The sequence below is a fragment of the Microcoleus sp. CZ3-B2 genome (assembly GCF_036705055.1).
In the GTDB taxonomy this organism is placed as follows: domain Bacteria; phylum Cyanobacteriota; class Cyanobacteriia; order Cyanobacteriales; family Microcoleaceae; genus Microcoleus.
The window spans coordinates 57,830-78,721 of the sequence record NZ_JAUBTN010000025.1; the positions used below are offsets into that span (position 1 = coordinate 57,830).

16 protein-coding genes and 1 tRNA gene are annotated in these 20,892 nt (G+C 47.1%); 4 read left to right on the plus strand and 13 right to left on the minus strand.

Going from position 1 to position 20,892, the window contains the following annotated elements; genetic code table 11:
* Window positions 1-20: 20 nt before the first annotated feature.
* Window positions 21-536 (plus strand): heme-binding protein, encoded by a 516-nt coding sequence (locus tag QUA97_RS13725; protein ID WP_194066027.1) that lies wholly within the window; start codon window positions 21-23, stop codon window positions 534-536.
* Here QUA97_RS13725 and QUA97_RS13730 read toward each other — a convergent pair.
* From QUA97_RS13730 to QUA97_RS13740, 3 genes are all read right to left on the minus strand, one after another.
* Window positions 502-939 (minus strand): secondary thiamine-phosphate synthase enzyme YjbQ, encoded by a 438-nt coding sequence (locus tag QUA97_RS13730; RefSeq protein WP_333194894.1) that lies wholly within the window; start codon window positions 937-939, stop codon window positions 502-504. The two genes, QUA97_RS13725 and QUA97_RS13730, sit on opposite strands and share 35 nt — an antisense overlap.
* A gap of 162 nt (window positions 940-1,101) precedes the next feature.
* Window positions 1,102-2,211, minus strand: a complete 1,110-nt coding sequence (locus QUA97_RS13735) for a glycosyl transferase (RefSeq protein ID WP_194066025.1) — start codon at window positions 2,209-2,211, stop codon at window positions 1,102-1,104.
* Window positions 2,212-2,503: 292 nt separating this feature from the next.
* Entirely contained in the window at window positions 2,504-3,517 is a 1,014-nt protein-coding gene (locus QUA97_RS13740) for a hypothetical protein (protein ID WP_194066024.1), read from the minus strand.
* Between the two features lie 122 nt (window positions 3,518-3,639).
* On the opposite strand from QUA97_RS13740, the gene QUA97_RS13745 reads away from it, so the two are divergent.
* Both QUA97_RS13745 and QUA97_RS13750 read left to right on the plus strand, forming a co-directional pair.
* Window positions 3,640-4,206, plus strand: a complete 567-nt coding sequence (locus QUA97_RS13745) for a hypothetical protein (protein WP_194066023.1) — start codon at window positions 3,640-3,642, stop codon at window positions 4,204-4,206.
* A gap of 853 nt (window positions 4,207-5,059) precedes the next feature.
* Window positions 5,060-7,528: an ATP-dependent Clp protease ATP-binding subunit gene (locus QUA97_RS13750; protein ID WP_194066022.1), complete on the plus strand. Its 2,469-nt coding sequence runs from the start codon at window positions 5,060-5,062 to the stop codon at window positions 7,526-7,528.
* A 464-nt stretch (window positions 7,529-7,992) separates the two neighbouring features.
* Here QUA97_RS13750 and QUA97_RS13755 read toward each other — a convergent pair whose 3' ends face one another.
* The 3 genes from QUA97_RS13755 to QUA97_RS13765 all read right to left on the minus strand — a co-directional run bounded on the left by QUA97_RS13755 (window position 7,993) and on the right by QUA97_RS13765 (window position 8,863).
* The gene (locus QUA97_RS13755; RefSeq protein ID WP_333194896.1) at window positions 7,993-8,301 is read right to left on the minus strand and encodes a helix-turn-helix domain-containing protein; all 309 of its coding nucleotides are present in this window, start codon (window positions 8,299-8,301) and stop codon (window positions 7,993-7,995) included.
* Window positions 8,302-8,435: 134 nt separating this feature from the next.
* The gene (locus QUA97_RS13760; RefSeq protein ID WP_333194897.1) at window positions 8,436-8,621 is read right to left on the minus strand and encodes a ribbon-helix-helix domain-containing protein; all 186 of its coding nucleotides are present in this window, start codon (window positions 8,619-8,621) and stop codon (window positions 8,436-8,438) included.
* A gap of 56 nt (window positions 8,622-8,677) precedes the next feature.
* On the minus strand, window positions 8,678-8,863 hold the full coding sequence (locus QUA97_RS13765; RefSeq protein WP_193975303.1) for a ribbon-helix-helix domain-containing protein: 186 nt from the start codon (window positions 8,861-8,863) through the stop codon (window positions 8,678-8,680).
* A 191-nt stretch (window positions 8,864-9,054) separates the two neighbouring features.
* Here QUA97_RS13765 and QUA97_RS13770 point away from each other — a divergent pair, with 191 nt between their 5' ends.
* Complete coding sequence (locus QUA97_RS13770) at window positions 9,055-9,573, plus strand: hypothetical protein (RefSeq protein WP_333194898.1); 519 nt, start codon at window positions 9,055-9,057, stop codon at window positions 9,571-9,573.
* A 464-nt stretch (window positions 9,574-10,037) separates the two neighbouring features.
* On the opposite strand, the gene QUA97_RS13775 is transcribed toward QUA97_RS13770, so the two are convergent.
* The 7 genes from QUA97_RS13775 to gshA form a co-directional block, all read right to left on the minus strand.
* On the minus strand, window positions 10,038-14,072 hold the full coding sequence (locus QUA97_RS13775) for a hypothetical protein (RefSeq protein WP_333194899.1): 4,035 nt from the start codon (window positions 14,070-14,072) through the stop codon (window positions 10,038-10,040).
* A 291-nt stretch (window positions 14,073-14,363) separates the two neighbouring features.
* The gene (locus tag QUA97_RS13780; RefSeq protein WP_333194900.1) at window positions 14,364-14,927 is read right to left on the minus strand and encodes a peroxiredoxin family protein; all 564 of its coding nucleotides are present in this window, start codon (window positions 14,925-14,927) and stop codon (window positions 14,364-14,366) included.
* A gap of 122 nt (window positions 14,928-15,049) precedes the next feature.
* Complete coding sequence (locus QUA97_RS13785) at window positions 15,050-15,649, minus strand: peroxiredoxin (RefSeq protein WP_194010381.1); 600 nt, start codon at window positions 15,647-15,649, stop codon at window positions 15,050-15,052.
* A 126-nt stretch (window positions 15,650-15,775) separates the two neighbouring features.
* Window positions 15,776-15,848, minus strand: a tRNA-Met gene (locus QUA97_RS13790).
* A gap of 138 nt (window positions 15,849-15,986) precedes the next feature.
* The gene (locus tag QUA97_RS13795) at window positions 15,987-18,404 is read right to left on the minus strand and encodes a peptidoglycan DD-metalloendopeptidase family protein (protein ID WP_194066015.1); all 2,418 of its coding nucleotides are present in this window, start codon (window positions 18,402-18,404) and stop codon (window positions 15,987-15,989) included.
* A 590-nt stretch (window positions 18,405-18,994) separates the two neighbouring features.
* Entirely contained in the window at window positions 18,995-19,456 is a 462-nt protein-coding gene (locus QUA97_RS13800; protein WP_194010379.1) for a tRNA (cytidine(34)-2'-O)-methyltransferase, read from the minus strand.
* Between the two features lie 245 nt (window positions 19,457-19,701).
* Window positions 19,702-20,853 (minus strand): glutamate--cysteine ligase, encoded by a 1,152-nt coding sequence (gene gshA, locus QUA97_RS13805; RefSeq protein WP_333194901.1) that lies wholly within the window; start codon window positions 20,851-20,853, stop codon window positions 19,702-19,704.
* Window positions 20,854-20,892 lie beyond the last annotated feature (39 nt).

Below are 20,892 nucleotides of genomic sequence, written 5' to 3' on the forward strand. Positions count from 1 at the left end.
TCTAAAATCTCAAATCTAAAATGACATTACCTAGTGGATTCCCTCAGCCGGCACAGATTGGTGTCATAGAAGTTAAGCAATATCCTCAGTACCGCGCTGTCACCTACACCCACGCAGGCGATTTGCGACAAGCTACAGGAATCGCCTTCAATCCCTTGTTTGAACACATCAGCAACAATCAAATTGCGATGACAACGCCAGTAGAAGCACGCTACACGGAAACTTCCGAGCAAATCGATACAGTTCCGGTTGCAGAAGTTTCCTTCCTCTACCCGGCACCAAATATCGCCCCCAGCAGCGTTAACTCTGCTGTGGAAGTCACCGATACTTCACCGATGACAGTTGTCAGCATCGGCGCGCGGGGGGCTTACACTTGGGAAAGTTACGAAAATAACCTCCAGAAACTCAAAGATTGGCTTCAAGAACATCCCGAATACGAAATAGTCGGGCCACCGCGCCGCTTTTTTTACAATTCCCCGATGACGGCCGAAGCCACTAAAATCAGCGAGGTGCAAATTCCGATCCAACGCCGCTGACGTGAACGACCAATTCGCGAATGTTACCGCGCTGGCGGTGTTCCCAGAGATAAATTCCCTGCCAAGTTCCTAACAATAATCTACCGCGCGCGATCGGGATTTGTTCAGAAGTATGAGTCAGCGCAGTGCGAATGTGCGCCGGCATATCGTCTGGGCCTTCCGCATCGTGAATGTAATTCGGGCCCTCCGGTACAAGTTTAGCCAAAAAGTTAGCCAAATCCTTAAGTACATCGGGGTCAGCATTTTCTTGAATCACCAAGCTAGCAGAAGTGTGGCGCAAAAACAAGCTACAAAGTCCTGTTTCAATACCCGAATTCGCCACCGCATCTTCTATCTTAGGAGTGATGTTGCACAGAGACTTCCCTGTAGTTTGAATTCTGAGTATTTGTTGGTGATGAAGCATTCGATTTTAGATTTTAGATTTGAGATTTTAGACCAAATTAGACTTGCATTGCATTCAATCGCTTTCCGCTCAGGAAAATATCTGCGTTAATCTGCCTTAATCTGCGGTGGAATCAATCAAAGATGTATCCATTGGGATTTGAGATCGTAAATCAGCATCATCCTAATCCCGATCTTTAAAATAGTCTACAACAGCTTGGGCGAGATCCTCAGTACCATTTTTATCCAACTTATCCGACAAACGCGGCGGATGCAGCGGCTGTCGCAAAAACTCCCAATCCCCCTCAAAAAACTCCGCCGCCGTCACCACTTGATGTTCCGCATAATTTTTCAGCCACTCCAACAACACCTGAGCTTCCGCAAAACCTTCTCTCATAATAGAAACAACAGGTATTTCTAAGCGCAAAGCTTCCGAAAAAGTGCTGTATCCCGGTTTAGAAACCAAGCGCCCGCAGACAGGCATCAGATCCACCGGACGCGGTAAAATCGGGAAAGATTGTGCAAATTCTGAATTTTTGACTTTAATCAAATTCGGCAAATTGGGAGCCGCCGCATCAAAAGTAATAAATTGCCAATCGCTAAATAACTGTAAATTTTGATAAGGAATTGCTTCTAAACCCAAGCCACCAAAAGTCAGCAATACAGTTTTTTCCAGCGGTGATTTAATGCCGAATACTTCCCGAATTTCATCGTTACTGTAGCGAGGATTGCCGCCCGTCAAGCCGACATCTTGAATATTCGGGAAAGCTGGCATCGGTTCGTGCAAAGGCAGGCGAAAAAGCCGATCGCACTTTCCGAAACATTCACCAATCCAATCAGCCATTTCTACAAACTCCCCGCCCCAATCTCGATAGATAAAATCCCAGCCAAAATTGCTCATCATCCAGCAAGGAACCCCAGCAGATGCCGCCATTCGCGCAGCCAAAGGAGGAATATCTGCCAACACCAAACCCACCCGATTTTGCTTGATAAAATTAACTTCGCCCGCAATTATCGAATTTTGGTTTTTCCGAATTTCCCGCAACTTTTCCAGCGTGGCCTCTTTGTCCATATGCAAACTATCAGCTTGCACAACTCCCACATCAAAAGCGCGGGGACGGAGGATAAAGTCGCCAGTAATGTAACATTCTAGCAGCCACCGAGGTGCGGTTGTGGTGATAATTAGTAAAATATCTGGATTTAATTCTTGAATTTTTGCAGCTACGGAGGAAACTCGGACAGCGTGACCAAATCCGTGATTGGTGATGGCAATATATAATGTTGGTCGAGACATTGATAATAGGGAATAGGGAATAGGGAATGGGGCATCGCGCGTCGGGAACTGCGGTAGAGACTCGAAGGCAAAAAGGCCAAGCTTCAAGCGACGCACAACGAACAATGATACAATTAAGCACTAATGACTAAGCTATTCTGCATTTAAATTGTATATTCCGGGCGGTGCTGCGGAGCAAGAACCCAGGAGAATTTTATTATTTCTTTAGATCCAATTTAAATGCTAAGTAGCTGATGTTACCGATTGATATGATGTCCGATAGTTGTATAGGCACTGAAAATGTAAAAACTCATCAATCGGACGCGCCATCAGACCAAACAGGCAATTGATTAATCTTATCCAGCGTAATATCTACATACTTTTCACCGTTACTTGCCCGATCTTCCCCAAAATATCCCTCATCGCCGTCGTGCTTTTGAGGGCCGCTGACAGCTTCTGCGTAGCGTCCTTGTAAACGAGCTTGATTGAACGGGGAAGTCGCGAACCAGTACCAGCGAGTCGGAAAAACTATGCCGCCAATATCCTCAATTGAATCGCGAGTGCCGCGCAAATGGAAAACGCGATCGGCTTCTGCAAAACCATTTTCTCCCGAAAACACGCCCCCAACTGAAATAACAGTAATTTCTGCTTTCAGCCATTCTTTAAGATAGGGAGTAGCACCCAAAGCAACTTGTGCGCCGCCGCTAGTGCCAATTAAAATAACTTGCAAAGGTTTTTGAGGATTAGCTGAAATCGGAGATTGAGCATTCATTCGCTCGATAATTGCATGAGCAATTCCCTGATTGTATGCAAAACCGTAGCGATAATCCAGAGAAATGGCAAACCTCCAAAGATTGCGAATTTTGATGAATATATCCGCCCCAATCGGCCCACTTTTTGCCTGTGCTGCAAACCGCCAAAAAGGAGCTAGCCAGCGCTGTCCGCCTAAACTTTTGTTAGAAGCTGAATAAGGAAAAATATCCCCCACGGCTACGCACTGCGGGTGACTTTCAACTAAATGTTTGAGAAAAAATGCTTCTCCCGGTGTTAGTTCGTCCCCCGAAAAATCGCCAACTCCCGGCAAAAAGATGATATAACAATTGCTCGGCGAAGACTTGCGCGCTTGCGGGCTGCTGTCGTTCGGGGGCAATATCTCCGGCGAATTTTTCTTGAAACCCAAAGTTTCGGCACTTTGACCCAGCCACCATATAACAGTTCCCACTGGCGAAAGAATCCCCCAAACTAGCAGGATTAGAGCTGCGATGAGCAACAAATTTAAACTTCCTCCACGCAGCCACGCAAATATCTGCAAAATCAATCTTAGCATTTAATAAAATCTGGTAGAATGCCTGTTAATTACCTAATTATGTAGAAATATTTTGGTGATTTTGCTGTATTAGAGCTTATTTTGTCCTAGTTGTCAACTATCTTGAGGAGCAGGAGTTAAAGGTGAGGGGAGAAGATTCAATTGCAGGTTTGCGAAGAACGCTTTGGAACGCACTTTCTTTGAACAGCAACTTTTACGAAAAAACTCCCTACACTGCCAGAACGAAGCGGATAGCTTTAACGATTGTAATTTTAGCAGCGGTGTCCCGCGTTTTTGGCAGTGCCGTCATTTTGTTAATCAATCGAACTGAGCTATCCGTGTTATTGTTAGCACTTTGGATAGATGCTTTGGCACTGGTGGGGGGTTATTATTTTTGGACTTTCACTATCTTTAAAATTGGGCAGTGGCTGAAACCAGGTCATGTAAGTTATGGGGAGTTGTTGGTTCCGATCGGATTTGCTTACGCCCCCCAAGTGCTGAATTTTTTAACGTTAATTCCCTTGCTGGGAGAAGGGATAGAGCGGATATTAGCTGTGTGGAGCTTGCTATCTGTAATTGTGGCGGTTCGCCAAGGTTTGGATATTAAAACTCGCTGGGCGGTGTTCATCGGTTTTGCGGGTTGGCCGCTGATTCAAATTGCGATCGGGCTTGTAAAAGTTATTAAACAGTTGCTTCCACAATGGCTTTAAAATCGGGAAATTGTCATGGGTGAAAGGCAAAAAATACCAGAAAATTTCACGGTTTTAAGTTTCGATCGCAGATTTTGCAAGTGGCGATTAATGGCAATTTCAAAATGCAGCTAATTTTACAAGAAAGGTAGAGGGCAGGAGGCAGAAGGCAGGAGGTAAAAACTATTAATTAAAACTTTAGTTGTGAGTTTAAAGCTCAGTAAAATAAATAATTATACTGAGAATGCTGGCAGCGAGGTGTACAATGTCCTTGTTTCAATCTCCCTCTTTTAAGGGTGAGTTCATAAAAGCCTCCTGCCTCCTTCCTTCTGCCTTCTGAAAATGGCGATCGCCCCTAAGCCCCTTAACCTGTTGATTCCTGCACGCACTAAGCCCAAAGAAACCGGGCTTTTTACCAAATCTACAGGCTGCAACGAAGGATTTTAGTTAAAAAAAACGGTTTTTGACCGCCAGCGGGCAAGTCAAACTGTTAAAATAAAATTGCTTTGGGGTGCAATACTTTTGCTCAAAGTATGTAATTTGAAACAAAAGCATTCCCCGATCGCCTCAAGCAACATTGTCGATAGCTCGCTTTAAGAGAATGCTTGACAGGGGAACGGCAACACAGTAGATTAGGAGATGAGTGATATGGTGATTGATAAGATTAATTTGCCTTGGCACAGTTCGATCGCACAACCAGACGGCAAACACACCCCAACTATTCGGCTCTCCCCACTGTCCGCCTCCTCTTAGTAGCGATACATTGAATAAAAGGAAATACACAAAAATTTACATATATAATTTGTGTAATGCTCCAAATCGCTCCTCACCAGCAGCGATACAACCCTCGCCAAGACAGTAGGATAGAAAAAATATGTTTGAACGCTTTACAGAACAAGCCATTAAAGCAATCATGCTAGCCCAAGAGGAAGCGCGGCGCCTCGGCCACAATTTTGTAGGCACCGAGCAAATTCTCTTAGGACTCGTCGGCGAAGGCACTGGCATCGCTGCAAAAGTATTACTGGATATGGGCCTCAACTTGAAAGAGGCGCGCAATGAAATCGAAAATATTATCGGTAGAGGTTCCGGGTTCCTCCCGCCGGAAATTCCGTTTACCCCCCGCGTCAAGCGCATTTTTGAGACGGCGCTGAACGAAGCGCGACAGTTAGGACACAATTACATCGGCACAGAGCACATCCTGCTGGGGCTGATCCAAGACGATGAAGGGGTGGCGGCGAAGGTGCTGCAAAACCTGGGAATCGATCGCCAGAGAGTCCGCACGCAGGTAATTCGTGCAGTGGGAGAAGTCGCGGCGGTATCTGGAGGCCGGGGGGATAGCGGCGATCGCAAAATCCCGACTTTAGAAGAATTCGGCACAAACTTAACCAAGCTAGCAGCCAGCGGCAAACTCGATCCCGTGGTGGGCCGCGAAAATGAAATCGAGCGCGTGATCCAAGTGCTCGGCCGCCGCACGAAGAACAATCCTGTGCTCGTAGGCGAACCGGGAGTAGGCAAAACAGCCCTCGCCGAAGGCCTCGCCCAGCGCATTGTGAACAGAAACGTCCCGGAAATTTTAGAAGACAAACAAGTAATCAGCCTCGATATGGGTTCGCTGATTGCTGGGACAAAATTCCGAGGCGAATTTGAAGAACGGCTGACGAAAATCATGGCCGAAATTCGCGCAGCAGGCAATATCATTCTGGTAATTGATGAAATTCATACCTTAGTTGGTGCAGGCGCGATTCAAGGTAGCATGGACGCTTCCAATATGCTCAAACCAGCCCTGGCGCGAGGCGAATTGCAGTGTGTGGGCGCGACAACCTTGGATGAATACCGCAAGCATATCGAGCGCGATGCAGCCCTAGAACGCCGCTTCCAACCGATTAAAATCGGCGAACCAAGCGTGGCTGAAACAATAGAAATATTGTACGGTTTGCGATCGGCCTACGAACAGCACCACAGACTGACAATTTCCGACGAAGCTTTAGAAGCAGCGGCTACACTGTCAGACAGGTATATTAACGATAGATTCTTGCCAGACAAGGCGATCGACTTAATTGACGAAGCAGGTTCCCGCGTCCGCGTGATGAACTCGCAAACCCCGCCCGAAGTTAAAGAACTCAAGAAACAACTGCCGGCGGTAACAAAAGAAAAAGATGCAGCAGTGCGCGAGCAAGACTTCGACAAAGCAGGCAAATTGCGCGATCGCGAATTAGAAATCGAAGCCGAAATCGCCGAAGCTACGATCAACAAAAGCCAGATCAAAACCTCTCCCACAGTCACCGAAGAAGACATCGCCCACATTGTGGCTAATTGGACGGGAGTACCTGTTAGCAAGCTGACCGAATCGGAATCGGAATTGCTGCTGCACATGGAAGACACCTTGCACCAGCGCTTGATCGGCCAAGAAGAAGCTGTCAGCGCAGTTTCTCGGGCGATCCGCCGCGCGCGGGTTGGCTTGAAAAATCCCAATCGCCCGATCGCCAGTTTCATCTTTTCTGGGCCCACAGGCGTAGGCAAAACCGAACTGACAAAAGCCTTAGCTTCCTATTTCTTCGGTTCCGAAGAAGCGATGATTCGGTTAGATATGTCCGAGTTTATGGAACGCCACACAGTTTCTAAACTCATCGGTTCGCCTCCGGGTTACGTCGGCTACGACGAAGGCGGCCAACTCACAGAAGCAGTGCGCCGCCGTCCTTACACAGTAGTCTTGTTCGACGAAATCGAAAAAGCTCACCCCGATGTCTTCAACATGATGCTGCAAATCTTGGAAGACGGCCGTTTGACAGATGCCAAAGGTCGGACAGTAGACTTCAAGAATACGCTGCTGATCATGACATCAAACATCGGTTCGAGGGTGATTGAAAAAGGCGGCGGCGGTCTCGGTTTCGAGTTTGCCGAAACGGCTTCAGACGCGCAGTACAACCGCGTTCGCAGCTTGGTAAACGAAGAATTGAAACAGTTCTTCCGTCCCGAATTTATCAACCGCTTGGATGAGATTATCGTCTTCCGCCAGTTGAACAAGGCAGAAGTCAAGCAGATTGCGGACATCATGTTGCAGCAAGTCTTCGGCCGCTTAACCGAACAGGGTATTACTTTGTCGGTGACAGACAAGTTCAAGGACTTGTTGGTTACAGAAGGCTACAATCCCAGCTACGGTGCTCGACCATTGCGCCGCGCCATCATGCGGTTGTTGGAAGATGTACTGGCTGAGGAAATGCTGTCTGGGAAGCTGAAAGAAGGCCAAAGTGCGATCGTAGATGTGGATGAAAACGGTCAGGTGAAGGTATTGCCGAGTGGCGAATCTGAACCCAGATTGCCGGAATTCGCTTTAAGCCATTAAGTGCGATGACACGCGGATAAATAACGTCTGATTAAAAACCCGGTTTCTTGGAGAAACCGGGTTTTTAATTAAATAATACCAGTTAAAAAAAAGAATGCAGCAACAGTAACTGTAGGGTGCGGATACATCAACAATTCTCAAAAAAAGCGGCAATCTGATAGCGACGCACCTTATTTTTGTCAATATGTCAACAAACAAATCCAACATTTTATTGCCAATAAAAAAGCTTGCTAAAAAAAATTGGCTGGCTTTTTGATTCATTGAACCTACCAGGTGCGTCGCTATTAAATTAGCCGTCTTTCTTAAAGATTGTGGATAGCGACACACCCTAGGGAAGACTGCTGTATGAGTGTTGAAAATTGGCATTTACATCATATTAAATGAACAAACTAGGCGACACTTTAAAATAATCGCCGAGTGCCTTAGCTTGTGCTTTGCTAATTGCCCGCTTGCCATTAACAACGTCAGACACTACGCCACTCGATCCAATGATGCCCACTCTCGTCAGCTTGACGGGTGCCGCTGGCTTCCATGATGTGTTGCAAAATCTCGTGAGGTTCGGATTTGTCGATCGGATAATTTTGGGCCTCGTAAACTTCAATGAGCGTTACCAATAAGTTGTGTAAAGCTTTTTCTTCGGGAGTACGGTTTTTGGCGAACGTCAGCCCCTCTGCGACTGCTAGGAGGCGATCGTATTCTTGCTCGGCGATCGCCCGTGGAGCGACTTCTGCCAGCAAATTGCTATAATTAGCTCGATCGAAAGTAAGGGTCATTTTTCGATTTGTCCTTGTCGTATAAAGATGTCATAGATTCCTGCTGCTAAATAAGTGGTTAAACGTTTAGTCATCGGAGATTTAGTTTTGTTTAAGCCGATCGCAGTTGATTGCGGGCTATGGGAGCATCCACTTTACTGCTGCCCCTGCTTCTCATCAGACAAAGACTGCTGTTTTAGCAGTTTCTCCTCATGGTCTACAAGAGTTTTCTCTAACAGGAATGCTGCCAAATTGCTAGTCGATCGACCTTCTTGTTTAGTCCATTCCTCAAGGCGAGTGTAAATTCCGTCTGCTAAATATTTTGATCGGCGTTTCGTCATCAGAGATTGAATTTCTGTCTAATTGCAAGTTTCCCGCCAATGATTTCGCACAAACTTTATTGTGAGTCCTGCTTTTCATTAGAGGGTGGCGGCTGTTTTTGGATCTTTTCTTGGTGCTCTCTCACAGCTTTCTCCAAAAGGAATGCTGCTAAGCCGCTGATTGAACGGCGTTCCTCGTTTGCCCAATCTTGAAGTTGGTCATAAATTCCATCTGCGATGGAGGTTGATAGGCGTTTCGTCATCAGAGGTTGATTTTTTCTTATCTAAGCCGATCGTCAGTGTGATATATTTACAGCGTTTTGTCGATTTTGCTACATATGTGCTGTAAATATGCTGCATATTGCGCTATACTCGGAAAAGTCAAAAGCCAGCGCGCGCCCTAGGAAAGTTCGTCGCTGGCTTGTGGCTCTAAAAATCAAAGAGAGCTATTACCATGATAAAACCTTCCAGCGACGGAAGCGAATTTTCTCGCGGCTACCAACAAGCTTTAGACGACTTCGGCATCACACAACTCCTATCCTGCATCCGCAGCTACTCTGACGCCGATTTCGACGCGCAGCGGGTGCTGTTGCAGGAAAAAGAGGTCAAAAGCTTAGCTGGCCATCTAATCGAACAGTTGGCGGCCAACCTCACGGGTAGTCTCATCGCCAGCTACCTCGACATTCTACGAAAAGCAGGTGCCCAGATAATTGCCGCACATTCTCCAAATCGGCAAGTAACTGCACAGCCAGAAGATAATCTGCAACTCACGAAAACACCTGATTTATTAAAGCCGGATTATGCCAAACCTTGGGTGATTGTGCGGGTTTTGCCTGATGCTCGAAATCACGCTGTTGCGCGTTTCTGCCATCGCCAAGATGCAGATGACCATTTAAGGGCTTTGTGCAAGTTTGTGCGATCGGGAATCTTTGAGATTGTGTTCGATCGACCTGGCGATCCAGAGTTAGATTAAACAATTAATAGCTCTGCTTTACGGTGGGTTTCTGCCCACCTTTGCCTATAATTGTTTGCTGATTCTTGTTCATTTAGACTCTCAAGTCGCGGCAGTCGCGGCGCAAAAAAAAGTGTTTTTACCTATTGATTTTAGTTGATTTTTAAGGTATATTTTAGATAATGGAAGTGGTGGCTTAAATTTGAAAATTGCTACCACTTCCATTATCATATAATACCTTTTTAAGCCGGGAATGTCAAGCCTTTGACCCCAAAAAAAAGGGCATTTTTTTTTACATTTTATCGGAAAAAATTATAGTTTTGGTAAACCCGCTCTTCCGGGGCAACAGGATTTGATTAGACGAGCAAGTGCATAAATCTTTGATTGATAGAGCAACCGCAGATGCCCTGCTGATCAACGCAGATTAACGCAGATACTTTGAAGAAGAGCGAGGGAATGAAACGAAGAGGTGTATTGCGGAAAATTCAATCCCAAGATTGGAACTGTACAACCCAATGCTGCACAAAAGCAGAAATGCGATCGCGCCTAGTTTCAAAAGTAGCAGCAATCCAGATAAACACAATCCCAAAAGCCAAACCGATCGCCCATTTAATCAGTGGATAATCGAAAATCAGCACTACTAACTGATAGAAAACATTGATTAAGAAAATTCCTGTCCCCACAAACAAAAACGCCCGCACTCTCAGCGCCAAACCAGCAACAATCGCCAGCAAACTAAAAGCCCCCGCTACTAAACCGTGGCTTTGCTGAGTCAAAAGAGGTATCCCGCAAATCAGCGCCGTGGCGAGGATTCGCAGAGTGTGGCGCAGGGTTTTTTGGGCTGGTAGTTGCAAAGCGCGATTCCCTACGGGATAGCTACGCTTCACGAACTGAACAACATAAAGGAAAGAAAGCCCCAAAGGAGTAAAGTAGTATTCAGGCTGAGTCAATCCCATTTGTGCAAACCACTGTAACAATAGCCAGTCAATTATGGCCACACTCACGTAGGTAAAACGGACTTCCTGCTTTTCCCAAGCTAGGAAAATATAAAACGCGGCAGCTATCAGCCAGCTAATCGGATAAAACTTAGCCGGAGATTCCAAAATAGCTACTGCGGGAATCAGAGAAGCAATTATCCGCCAAGGTTTTTTTGACCAACCCCAGTTATCCCAAGGTAAAATGTAAATGAAATAGGCAAATAAAGAAGCGAAAGCAACTTTCCACGGCCCCAACGGCCCGGAAATGTACTTGACTAAAGGCGTATTTATCCAATAAAGCCGGATGCCAAAGGCTTCTAGCCAGCCCAAGTAAATCCAAATTTCTGCCCACAGGCGATCGAGATTATTTCGCCCTTGCAAGAAAGCGTATTGCACTAATAAAGCACCGGTGACTAATCCTAAATTTATCCCAGATTTAATATCGTTGGTAGAAGCCAAAATCAGGAATACACTGCTCAAAACCCAGTGCAGGTGAGCAAATATTTTCAACCCCGCATTAGTTAAATGCAAATAGTTGCTGAGCCAAGGAGACAAAATACGATATATATAGGTTAAAGTTGTACCGAGGGTTGCCAGCACAATTAAACCGTCACCAAAAGAGCCTCCCGGTGTTTGCAAAAGTTGATAAATCACTGACTCGCCAGCAGAAACCGAGACACCAATTAATCCTAAATAAACCAGGGGTTTGAATTGTTGCTCGCGCCTACCAATGCCGATCGCAATTAAAGACGCACCAAACACAGTTAAACCAGTCCAATTGGCAAAAGTTTGCGATCGCAAAATCAAACCCAACAACCCGTAAACCAAAGGTATAACGTGAATGCTGGGTAAAATTGTGCGATTGTCACAATTGCGCCGCCGCCACCAATCGCCCATCAATTGTGCAAACAACCCGATCGCAATATTCGCCACAGCCAAATTAATCGCAGTGCGATCTACAAAACTCAAACCGACTGCTGTCAGCAACTCCAAACTCCAAGCCAAAGCATAAATTGCCAGAGGCGAAAGTTGGTGGAAACTTCGGAAAACAATCGCAGCCATGATTACCAAAGTAGCAGCCAATACTTCAGCAGAGGCGGATAAATTGAAGGTAGGGCGTGCGTAAAGTTCAAAAGAATAAAAAGTAATAGTTGTTAACAGCAAGCTAGCGAGTAATACAGCCCAACCATCTAAAGCTCGATCGTAAATTTGAGCTAATCGAGAAGGCTGAGGGAAACGGCTGGAAACACGAACAATCGTGCTGCGAAACAACCAGAGACACAAAAGTGCGATCGCCCCAGCAATTCCCCAAGCCCAACCAGATACAAAACCTAATCGATCGATTACCGCAGCTACAAAACCCAAGTTAAATCCGACACAAATTGCAGCCGCCGGTACCTCTACCAAATAGTAAGTATTGACTAACATCAGCGCAGCAGCCAAACCCAAAGCGATTAACTGATATCCGGGGAAACTCAAAATGAGAAATTGCGCTAATATTAGGGCGATCGCGCTGCAGGTACTGGCGAGTTGTTTGTGGGGAAAATCAGTATATTTAGCAACAGCAGTCAAAGCCAAAGGTGCCACCATCCAAATCAAACCCCAGGGAGACTGCAAATTACTGTAGAGCAACATAAAGCTGAATCCCGCTAATCCTAAACCTAGATTCCAAGAACTTTGAAACCATGCAGGATGCCAGCGGAAAAAGGCAGAACTTTCTCGGATATTGGCGGCTTTCATCCAGACAAAAAATCCCCACTCAGCCGCCATAAACAGCAATAAAATTCCTGCCCAAATATGGGGTGTTTGGTTCGGCAAAAATAAGTCAATCGTCGAAGCGATCGCGCCTAAACCCAGAATGTGAGTCAGGTAAACTAAAAATGCCGGATTTCGCTGGCGATCGACTGCCGAATCTGGGATTGAGAATCGCCGGGAATTATCGGGGATGACGTATTTCCAAGCAATCCAAGCTAAAGTTAAAGTAGAAACCAATAAATTGATCGATCGCCAAAAAGGATTGACGAAACTAATAATAGTGAAAACACTGCCCAAACCGAGAGCAAGATTTTCACCAAAACGGGAAAGTTGAAATTTTCGCGATCGGTAGAGCCACTGCGCCACACCTGCGGTTAAAATTAAATAAGGCAAGAGCAAAACACCCCACAAAACCCAAGGAGTTTGCCCAGAGTTGGTAAGCTGAGTTAAAAATGTAGAAAATTGTGTTTTAATCCCTAAAGGAACAACTCGCCAAAACAGCCAAATCGTTTGAATTCCTGCAGCTTCAAGCATTAGCAAATCAAACTTTTGCCAAAATCGCACTAAGCGGCTATAAAAAAACCAAATAGCCAATCCGCTAACTGCGATCGCCTGTAGGGGAATTTCGCGAAAACAAACCAGCCAGCCTAAACCTAATAAAGCCCCTCCGGCTAATTGCCAGTTAAAAAAGCTGCCGGGATTTTGGTTGTCGGATATATTGTTTGTAATAGTCCGAGATGCGAGAGGGTGCTGCCAATCCAACCATGCTAAAAGCACGCCGCAAATCCCCAAAGCTAAACCCATTTGAGCGATATCTACGCCCTTGACAAATATCGCCCGACCTAGTAAAATTCCTAGAGAATAGGCTACTAAAGCAGCTTTTTTGTAAGTCAGAAAATCTGGGCTGGAAGTAAAAGCAGCGGCGATGGTTTCAGCGTTTTCCCCGCGTCGGACAGATTGTAAGCGTTGTTGTTGAACTTGATAAACACCAGCAGCCGTAGTTCCGACAGTACCCAAATAAACTGCTGCTAGGGAAAAGCCTACAAATCCCCAACCCCAGTGCAAATAACTCAATCCCAAATGATTTAGGGCGATCGAGCAAGTGACGTTTTTACCCGACAAGCTTTCATACTGAGATTTGATAATCCCGCGCGTTATCCAAGTCAAAATAAGTGCAGCGGCGATTGCTACGGCCCAATTCCAGGGATATTGCCACAATCCAAAAGTGTCCATCGCCCAAAAATTAATCGGCACCAGTAACAGCGTCACTTCTTGCAAAGTTTGAGCAGTCAAGTGCAAATTAGCCTGTTTTTTAGCCCAACTGCTAATCGCCCAAAATGTTAAAGTATAAGCTAACAAAACTCCATATTGTCCGGCAGCCGGAAATCTTTCCCACTGACTAGCAGCTAAGACTCCAGAGGAGACAACTACCATGAACACTCCTAAAAATAGCAGCCACACGACGCTAATTTCGGCTATGAACGAGTGCAAAATTTGAGCGACAAAATTAGGGGTGCGAGCTGTTTCTGCGCGCTCTACAACGTTTTTAGCGGTGCTGGGTAATGCTTTTTGTGTTGAGAGAGCGGGTATTTTTGATTGAGTAATTGGGGCGATCGTCTTTGAGGGTTCGGGCAGGGGACAAACTAAATATTGTCGGCACAATTGCTCAACCTCAGCGGGCTCGATCAAGCCCAGCCGCAGCCACGCATCTAAACCTGTCAACAACTCAGGGTGCGAGGCTAAGACGCTGAATTCAATTTTACTCGATCGACCTTTTGGAGACGACATCGGCTTAAACTGGTGCTAGCTACATTCCAGCTATAGTCTAGATTAATGCCGATCGAACATCGGAGTATTCCGCCCTGAGAATTGGCACAACGAGTGATATCGTGTCCCTGTTCGTAGTGCGGACGGTCGTCCGCACTACGAACGCTTTTTGTTATGGTAGTAGACCGGACATGATATGATTTATCGCCAAACATAAAAATAACCGCCTACACCTGCGTGTATCTGCGGTTAAAAACTTCAATAGTGTGCGGAAGCAGGGGTATTTAGAAAGCGGGTTTTTCAACCAAAGTATTAGGATAGGGTATGGCCGTCTTCTTGCTTGTCGAAATATTTCAGCAAAGTTTCCACACTAGCATTGTGGTCGATGAAAGAAAACAAATGTTTAAATAGCAGTTTTCCATCTCGATCCAAAACAAACTGAGCGGGCAAAGGAGCGCCCAACGCTTGACCGGTTTGATAAGTGCGAAACACTCTTACGCCGGGATCGGAAAGCAGGGGCATTTTCAAGCCTAAATCTTTAACCACAATTTGGCTTTGGCGATCGTCGGTGCTGGTGACCATCAATAATTCTATATTGCGATCGGCAAATTTTTCCCAGCTTTCATTCAAAGCCTTAATGTGAGGAAAACAGAAAGGGCAATATTGCTTTTCAGTAAAAATCCGCGTAAAAGCCAGAACTACCGGTCTATCGCCGCGGTAATTCGACAGTCGCACCAATTTACCATTATTAATATCCGGCAGTTCAAAATCAGGAGTTATTTGTCCCAGCTTCAAAACATTAGTGGCGGGAACAGGCAATAAATTTTGGAAAAACCGCTGATTTAACAAGCCGCTAAAATCTGTAGAAGTCAGCATATTTCCTAATTTGGGGATTGGTAATTGGTAATTGGTAATACCAGATATTTTAAGCCCGGACAGTTGGGAGTTTTGAATTAAAAACTTTTTAATTCAAAACTCGCTGACTCAAAAGTATGAAGTTAGACCGCAGCAAAGAATACTTTGGACTTAACCGGGTCGGGAGTCATAGTCTTGTCACCGGGCTGCCAGCCTGCGGGACAAACTTCATCGGGGTGAGACTGGACGTGTTGAATAGCTTGCAGCGTGCGGAGGGTTTCGTCTACGTTGCGGCCGAAGGCAAGATTGTTGATAGTAGAGTGTTGGATGATGCCTTCTTTGTCGATAATGAACAGACCTCTGAGGGCAATACCGGCTTCAGGGTCTAGGACGTTGTAGTCGGAACTAATTGTTTTTTTGAGGTCAGCAACTAAGGGATAGTTGATGTCGCCGATACCGCCTGATTTGCGGTCTGTTTGTATCCAAGCGAGGTGAGAGAATTCGCTGTCAACGGATACGCCGAGGATTTCGGTATCGATTTTCTTGAAGTCCTCATGGCGATCGCTAAATGCTGTAATCTCAGTCGGGCACACAAAGGTGAAGTCCAAGGGATAGAAGAACAGGACTACATACTTTTTGCCTTTATAGTCTGACAGTTTAACTGTCTTGAATTCCTGATCCACTACGGCTGTTGCTGCGAAATCCGGTGCAGCTTGACCAACCCGGAGGCATTCACTTGTCATAGATTTTGTTTCCTTTTTTACGAACTGTTACAAATATATCATAGTCATAACGACTACAAGTATGTTGTCAAAAAATCAAAAAAACACGCTCTCAAAATTGAGAGCGCGGTTTTTTCAATGAAATGATGGCTCAGGCGGGATTTGAACCTGCGACCTTGGGCTTATGAGTCCCCTGCGCTAACCACTGCGCCACTGAGCCAAATTCACTTCACGATTTACTATCGTAGCACGGTATGGCGAGCTATGGCTGCTTGCCATCCAACATTATTTCTAATAACTCCTAGTCAAAGTCATGAGTTTTGATAATGAGTCAAAACCCATAACTTCCGACCAGTTGTTACCTAGAAGCGCTAGAGCTATCGTCAGGCAGAAAAGCCATTGGATTGACGGCGCCCTGTCCGGCGGGATGGACTTCAAAATGCACGTGCGGCCCGGTACTGAAGCCGGTGCTGCCCATTTCTGAAATCTGTTCGCCTTGAGCGACCTTCTGACCCTTCTGCACCAAAATTCGGCTGTTGTGGGCGTAGATCGTCTCTGAGCCGTCTGCATGGGTAATTTCCACCAGATAGCCGTAGCCGCCATCGTTCCACTGTGCATAGGTAACCACCCCGTTGTCGGCGGCCATAACTGGCGTACCGATCGGCCCTGCAATATCAATTCCCTTGTGCATCCGTCCCCAACGCCAGCCGTAGCCAGAAGTGAGAACGCCCTTAGCCGGCCAAATAAACCCGTTGGCAGACCGTTGTTTGCCGTTAGGCAGATAAGTATCAGCGCCCGAAAGCGGAGGCAGTTCCGGAGAAACCATGCGTCCCAAAGACGGGTTGCTGAGGGGGTCGTAACCCTCGGAACCCAAAGGAGCCGTTGCTACCACAGGCCTATCCAGACTAGAGTTCGGCATCAGGTCGATCGGTTGGAGTTCCGCGGCGCGAGCTGGGTCAAAACGCTCTTGCTGCTGCTTCTGAACCTCGTCAGACCAAGCTCTCGAAGGCGGTCTGCTGATTTCGTTCTGCACCGCCCCAGCGTACTCGGGGGTGTAGAGGTCGGGATTGACACTTGGGAGTTCCTGAGACGGGTTGGTCGAGGCGAAAGTCGTCTCCTGCTCAGTTGGAGCTAGGGAGACTGCATTTGGGCCGATCGAATTGCGTTCGGCGCGATATTCCTCTCGCAGCCTGACAACTTCAGCCCTCAAGCGTTCGGCATAAGGGTTGAGAGCCTGACCTGCGGGACGGGCCTCGGAATTTGACTCAGGTAAAGCGCTAGCGGGAGCGGCATTTAAACCCTGGGTGCTAGCATTTGGCAGAAAGCTGACCGGCTGGGGGTATTCTCCCGTAGCGATGGCGGTAGCAGTTGCACTTGCTGGCTGAGGCAGGGAACTGGTGTCAACGGCACCTGTAAAAGTTGGTTCGCCTTGAAGCTCCAGTTTACCGGGGTCGCTAATAGTTTGAGAAACTTGAGTTAGCGAAATGCTGTTGATTTTGGGAACCATCGGCGCTGAAATATTGTTCAGGCCTTCCAAGTTCCCTAGGGGAGAGACAACAGGCGCTGTAGGAGCGGATGCTGCAACTATCGAGTCGGTTCTTTCCGGGGTAGAGGAACTCTGGTTCAAAGATGCGGGAACCGAAGCTGCTGACCACAGAGATCTAGAGTAGGAGGCAGAATCAGAGGCTGCCGCCTGCACCGCTGGATTATTTGACCCAACTTGGGGAATTTTTAGCTGTTGATTTACATTCAGCAAGTTGGGGTTGCCGAGCTTGTTGGCTGCGATCAGCTCTTTGGGCGATACGCCGTAACCTTTGGCGATCGCATCTAGGGTATCTCCCGGACGGACGCTGTACAGTACCGTTTCCGGCGCGGCGGTACTGCCTGCGGGGGGGACTACCACAGCCGAAGGCAAACCGGGTGTTACCAGAGACTGTTCAATGGACTCGAAGGCTCGATCGCCAGAGCCTGCTTGACCGACACCGCCATTGAGAAGTATTGGTGTAGTATTGAGGTCTGGAATTGCTGTCTGAGTAGGAGAGTCTGGGGATGCCAGAGTCGTTACAGCAGATGTAGATGAATTTGCTCTTACCGAGGAATCTGACAGGGGCCGACCTGATGCTGTGGTGCGGTTTTCCTGTTTTTTCAGACTGTCTATCGCCCAGTCTGCGTTAGGGTCTTCGATCGAGCTTTGTGCCGATATCGTCTCCTGGTCTGGCGCGGAGTTTGGCTGCCATGACGAAGTTGTACTATCCAACGACTCGGAGCCAGTCAGATTTAACTTTTGTTCGGGATCGACCGCGGCAGTATTGCCGGGGTTCTGTTGTAGAGCCGCTGCCATCGCAGTCGGGATTCTGAGTTCTTGGCCAACTTCGAGTACGGTATCGAGTTTGATGCCGTTGGCAGTTGCTAGTGCCTGCGGTGCAACTTCATAGTCCCGAGACAACTCCCAGAGGGTTTGTCCCTGTTGAACCTTAACCCCTGCCTGTTCGGCCCGGGAACCGTCAACTTGTGCCGAGGTAGCGGGTGCATTTGCCGAAACTGGCTGTACTTCTGCGGTAGATTTTGCTGCCGTTGCGAGTTCAGACGCGCGAGCGCTGTCTCCATTTCTCGGCAGCAGGATGCCTGAAGCACCTACAGATATTGCCAGCCCGATCGTGGCGAGAGAGCGAACTCTGCCAGTGCTGAGCGTTGTCTGCTTGGACGGTTCTGATGAACCGTCTCCGTCGATTTCACTAGCCTGAACAGGCTTAATTTGGGGATATGTTCGTTTCAAAAAAACGACCTCCTACTGAGAAGCGCTAACTGTCCTTGGAAACACTCAAGGGTATTCCATGACGCTGAATTTAAATCAACCACCAAAAATATTTTGATTGTTGACAGCTATCATGCTTAGGCAAGATTACCTTGCTTTTTAAATTTAGACAAGCTCGAACCGTAATTAATTTTCAAATTCTCGGTCAAACCTGCTGAATTTACACCCACAAGCCTTACGCCGCAATAGCTGGAACGAACAAATAAAATTTGCGTTCCGGCACGGCCTAAGATTCTCACCTATTATCCGACTTTATGCTAATTTCCGGACAACCTACAACCGTATATTTACTAGATATCAATAGCAGCCAGGCACAATACGGCGATCCCTGGCATCCTAAGTCGCTGAAATCCTCTGTTTTTCTGGCTTAATCATCTAGGGAGCAATTTTGTATTGCTGATAACAATATGTTTTGGGATGAATAAAATATATTAATCAAAGCTATCTAGAATTTCACCGCTTTGATACAAATTTCTTATATTTAAATCAAGGTTTAGCAGCCCCTAGCAGCGATTAAATATCTATATGTGTATGTAGGTGTCGATCGAGATTTATCCGAGTTCCCCCAACTGTCGTTTAGCCTCAAATAAACCCACAGCGGCGCTAACAGAGAGGTTCAAACTCCTAACTCCAGGCTGGCTCATGGGAATAAAAACTGTGGCATCGCAGGCATCTAAGACGAATTGGGGAATGCCGACAGTTTCCGAGCCAAACATCAGCCAATCGTCGGGCTGAAATTGGAATTCGGCATAATTGCATCGCCCGCCAGTGCTGAATCCGATCGATCGCCCCCCTCGCTGTTGGCGACAAGCCAGAAAAGCCGGCAAATCTTCGTGACATTGGAGGTTAACGTAGGGCCAGTAATCTAAGCCAGCGCGTTTCAGGTAGCGATCGGTAATTTCAAAGCCCAGCGGGCCGACTAAATGCAGTTCCGTGCCTGTAGCAGCACAAGTGCGGGCAATATTGCCAGTATTCGGGGGGATTTGCGGGTGAATCAAGACAAGTTGGGGCATGAAGCTAATTAAAAACGCAAAAGACAGCTCTGGGGAGAAGTATAAATATACCTAAAAGTAGATAGCAGTTATAGCTTTTATTTATAACCTCTGTAAAGTGCGATTGATTAAATATTCTGATTTGTTTTTTGGGGCTGTGCTTGGCAAATTTTTCTGGCCCCAAAATTCGGGCTATGGGGATTGTGGGCCGAGTACGGACAGCCAGGGGCTAGTGAGAAGCCCCCGCGATGGGAATGGCAGATAGTTTAGGCAACTAACTGGGCGCACAAATTGTCTTCGAGCTCCCATTCTTGGTGAGCCATGCCATCAATCCCTTGGAGAATAATACTGCGGGTGTCCAAACCGTCCTCGTGCAGCTTCAACCATTGCTGGGCGGTGTTACCTTCCCGGAGAATCTTTTTGAGAGGCGAGAGAAAGCAGCTAAAGCCGCGTTTCTTGGCAAGAGGTAACACCTCCTGGTAAATTTCCTCAATCCAATCTCGTGCCAAAATCTTTCTGCCATCTTGCCAGTGGATGAGTTCGGCATCCAAACTTTGCCGGGATGCAGAAATTTCGTTGGCATCTGTGAGAGCAACTAAGTCTTGGTTGCGGGTAGCCGCCGGCAAGGTGCTCAGTTGTAAAGGATCTAAACTGGGGTCTTCCATCAATTGCCAAATGCGAGCTTCTAGCAAGGCAGTGATGGCCAATAAAGCCAGAGGATTAACTTCGAGGTCGCAAATTCTGAGTTCGAGGCGGTTGAGACAGTAGGGGCGCCGATCGCCATTTGGGCGCACAGCAGACCACAAATGGCGGACATTTTGCATGGTGCCGAGTTCTAACTGTTCTTCAGTCCACTGGATGTAATGCTTGTGACTTTCAAACAGGGGGACGACGGCGGGAGTTTTGGGAAACAAACCCCAGCGAGTGGAATGGTAGCCCGTGACTTCGCCGTCGAGAAACGGAGAAGAGGCGCTCAAGGCTAGGTAAAGCGGTGCTTCGACGCGGGCGAGGCGGATGGCGCGCATCAGCAGTTCTGGTTGGGAGATGCCGATGTTGATGTGAATGCTGGCGGTAACGACTTTGGTGCCGTAGGTTTGCTCAATGTAGGTATGGTAGGGGTTGTTGGGATCGGAGCGGTAAAATCGATCGCTCCCGCCGAGAGATAGGGTACTTCCAGGCAGCAAGGTATAGTCGCCCAATTGTTTGAGATACTCGCGCAGCCGGACTCTGGGCTTGACTAGGGCGCATAGCAGGCGATCGTAGCTGCACAGCGGGGCAGTCGTGTACTCCACATTGCGGCTATCAGGCTCCCGGACAAATCCCTCTAAATTGGCGACTATGCGATCGGAAAGACCGACAACCTCACCTTCGGGCGTGCCGGTATACATTTCTACTTCAAAGCCTTTTGATAGCAGCACGTTTGTTCCTCAGATAATAAGTTGAGTGCTAGTTTCTAG